The following is a 2,050-nucleotide window of genomic DNA, read 5'->3' as shown; positions in this document are numbered from 1 at the left end:
GTCGCGGCCCTCCTGCAGGTACAGGAGCAGGGTCTGCTTCTCGTCGATCATCGCCCCAGGATGGACCCGCCCACTCGATCGCGCGAGAGCCGGAGGCGGCCCCTGCATCCCGGGCCGCGCCGCGCAAGCCTCGCCCCGGAGCGATGCGGCGCGCCAGACTGGCGTGCCCGCACCGCCGCGAGCACCGATCGAGGAGCCCGCCGATGACCACCAGCACCGCCCCGTGCTCCCTGGACCGGACCCCGCGATGAGCGGCTCGAAGACGGCCCGGCTCTCGGCCTGGCACGAGAAGTTCGTCGTCGAGGACCGCACGCTCCCCGCCGCCGCCCGGCGCCGACTCCTGATCACGGCGGGCCTGCTGACGCTGCTCGGCGGAGTCGCGTTCGTCGCGATCCTGCTCGGCGTGCTCACGCAGACCGGGATCGAGCGGCTCGACGGGCCGGTCGAGGACTTCTTCGACGCGCGCGTCGAGCGCGACCGGACCGGGCCCATGATCGTGCTGGCCGTGCTGTTCGGGCCGGTCGTGCTGCCGATCGTGGTGCTCGTCGTGCTGATCGGCTGGATCATCCTGGCCAAGCACCTCTGGCGGCCGCTGCTGCTGCTGGTCGGCATGGCGACGGGCGTGATCCTCGCGCAGGTGATCGCTCCGCTCGTGCAGCACCCGCGACCGCCCGTCGCCGAGATGCTGTTCGGGCCCGACCGCACCTTCTCGTTCCCCTCCGGGCACGTGCTCGGCACGGCCGACTTCCTCCTGATCACGACGTATCTGCTGGCGAGCAGGCTGCAGCGGCGCTGGTTCACGGTGACCGCGATCGCCGTGGCGGTGACGCTGATCGTCGTGCAGATCGTGAGCCGCCTCTACCTCGGCTACCACTGGCTGAGCGACACGGCGGGCTCGGTCGCGCTGTCGATGGTGATCACGGGCGTGGTGATCGCGGTCGACGTGCGGCGCACGGTGCGGGTCCGGGAGGAGTGACGCGGGCGGGCGGTGACCGGCGGAACCCGTCCCGGGGACGCGACCCCGTCACTCCGTCCTCTTCTCGATCGGACGCGCGACGGCCTAGCGTGGCAGCATACGACGGAGGGACGGCGATGGGCGACGACACGGGCTTCTCGGCGGAGGAGAAGGCGGCGATGAAGGCGCGGGCGGCCGAGCTGAAGGCCGAGGCGCGCGCGGGCAAGGCGGCCGAGAAGGCCGAGGCCGAGCGGCTGGCGCAGGAGGAGAAGATCGCCGAGATGCCGCAGCCCGACCGCGCGCTCGCCGAGCGGCTGCACGCGCTCGTGACGGAGGCGGCGCCGGCGCTGCGTCCGAAGCTGTACTACGGGCAGCCCGGCTGGGCGAAGGAGGGGCGCGTCATCGTGTTCTTCCGCAGCGGACTCGTCGACAAGGCGCGGTACTCGACGTTCGGCTTCAGCGTCGACGCGGCGCTCGACGAGGACGGCGGGCTGTGGCCGACGTCGTACGCCCTCGACCACCTCGACGACGCCGGGGCGGCGCTGCTGGCCGAGCGGGTGGCGCGGGCCGCGGGCTGACAGGCGGACCGCTCGGCTGCCGCGTGCCCCGGGGTACTCTCGCACGGTGCCGACGACACTCGACTCCCTCTACCGCTACCCGGTGAAGGGGCTGACGCCGGAGCGGCTCGACAGCGTCGTTCTGCGCCCGGGTCGCGGGTTCCCGGCCGACCGGCTGTTCGCGCTCGCGAAGCCCGACGGCGCCTACCGGGCCGACGCGTTCGTGCCGCTGCCCAAGCGCGAGTACTTCGTGCTGCTGAACACCGAGCGGCTCGCCGGGTTGCGCACCCGCTTCGACGACGACGCGCGGCGGGTCGAGGTCACCGTGCAGGGGCATCGGGTGCTCGAGGCCGACCTGGGGACGGCCGAGGGGCGCGAGGCGTTCGTCGAGCTGTACGCGCGGGTCGCGGATCTGCCCGACGGCGCCCGCCCGGTGCTCGCCGAGCAGGACGGCTACAACTTCACCGACAACGCCAAGAACGGGCCGCGGCTGATGAACGCGATCTCGCTCGTGTCGCTCGCCTCGGTGCGCGACCTG

At 73.0% G+C, this 2,050-nt stretch carries 3 protein-coding genes; all 3 read left to right on the top strand.

Features of this window, described 5'->3' with window-relative positions; all coding sequences use genetic code 11:
- Positions 1 to 247: 247 nt before the first annotated feature.
- Positions 248 to 976 carry a phosphatase PAP2 family protein gene (locus ASF46_RS00840; protein ID WP_056866025.1) on the top strand — a complete coding sequence of 243 codons (729 nt, stop codon included), beginning with the start codon at positions 248 to 250 and terminating at the stop codon, positions 974 to 976.
- A 116-nt stretch (positions 977 to 1,092) separates the two neighbouring features.
- On the top strand, positions 1,093 to 1,533 hold the full coding sequence (locus tag ASF46_RS00835; protein WP_056866024.1) for a hypothetical protein: 441 nt from the start codon (positions 1,093 to 1,095) through the stop codon (positions 1,531 to 1,533).
- A 46-nt stretch (positions 1,534 to 1,579) separates the two neighbouring features.
- Positions 1,580 to 2,050, top strand: a 471-nt coding sequence (locus ASF46_RS19310; RefSeq protein ID WP_200919644.1) for an MOSC N-terminal beta barrel domain-containing protein, incomplete at its 3' end; no start/stop codon positions are given.

The organism is Rathayibacter sp. Leaf296 (assembly GCF_001423045.1).
GTDB lineage: Bacteria > Actinomycetota > Actinomycetes > Actinomycetales > Microbacteriaceae > Rathayibacter > Rathayibacter caricis.
The sequence above is the reverse complement of the archived record's forward strand: the minus strand, read 5'-3'. Positions and strand labels throughout refer to the sequence as shown.

Coding starts and splice junctions, on each gene's coding strand:
- ASF46_RS00840 (WP_056866025.1), top strand. CDS start 248: ATGAGCGGCTCGAAGACGGCCCGGCTCTCGGCCTGGCACGAGAAGTTC.
- ASF46_RS00835 (WP_056866024.1), top strand. CDS start 1,093: ATGGGCGACGACACGGGCTTCTCGGCGGAGGAGAAGGCGGCGATGAAG.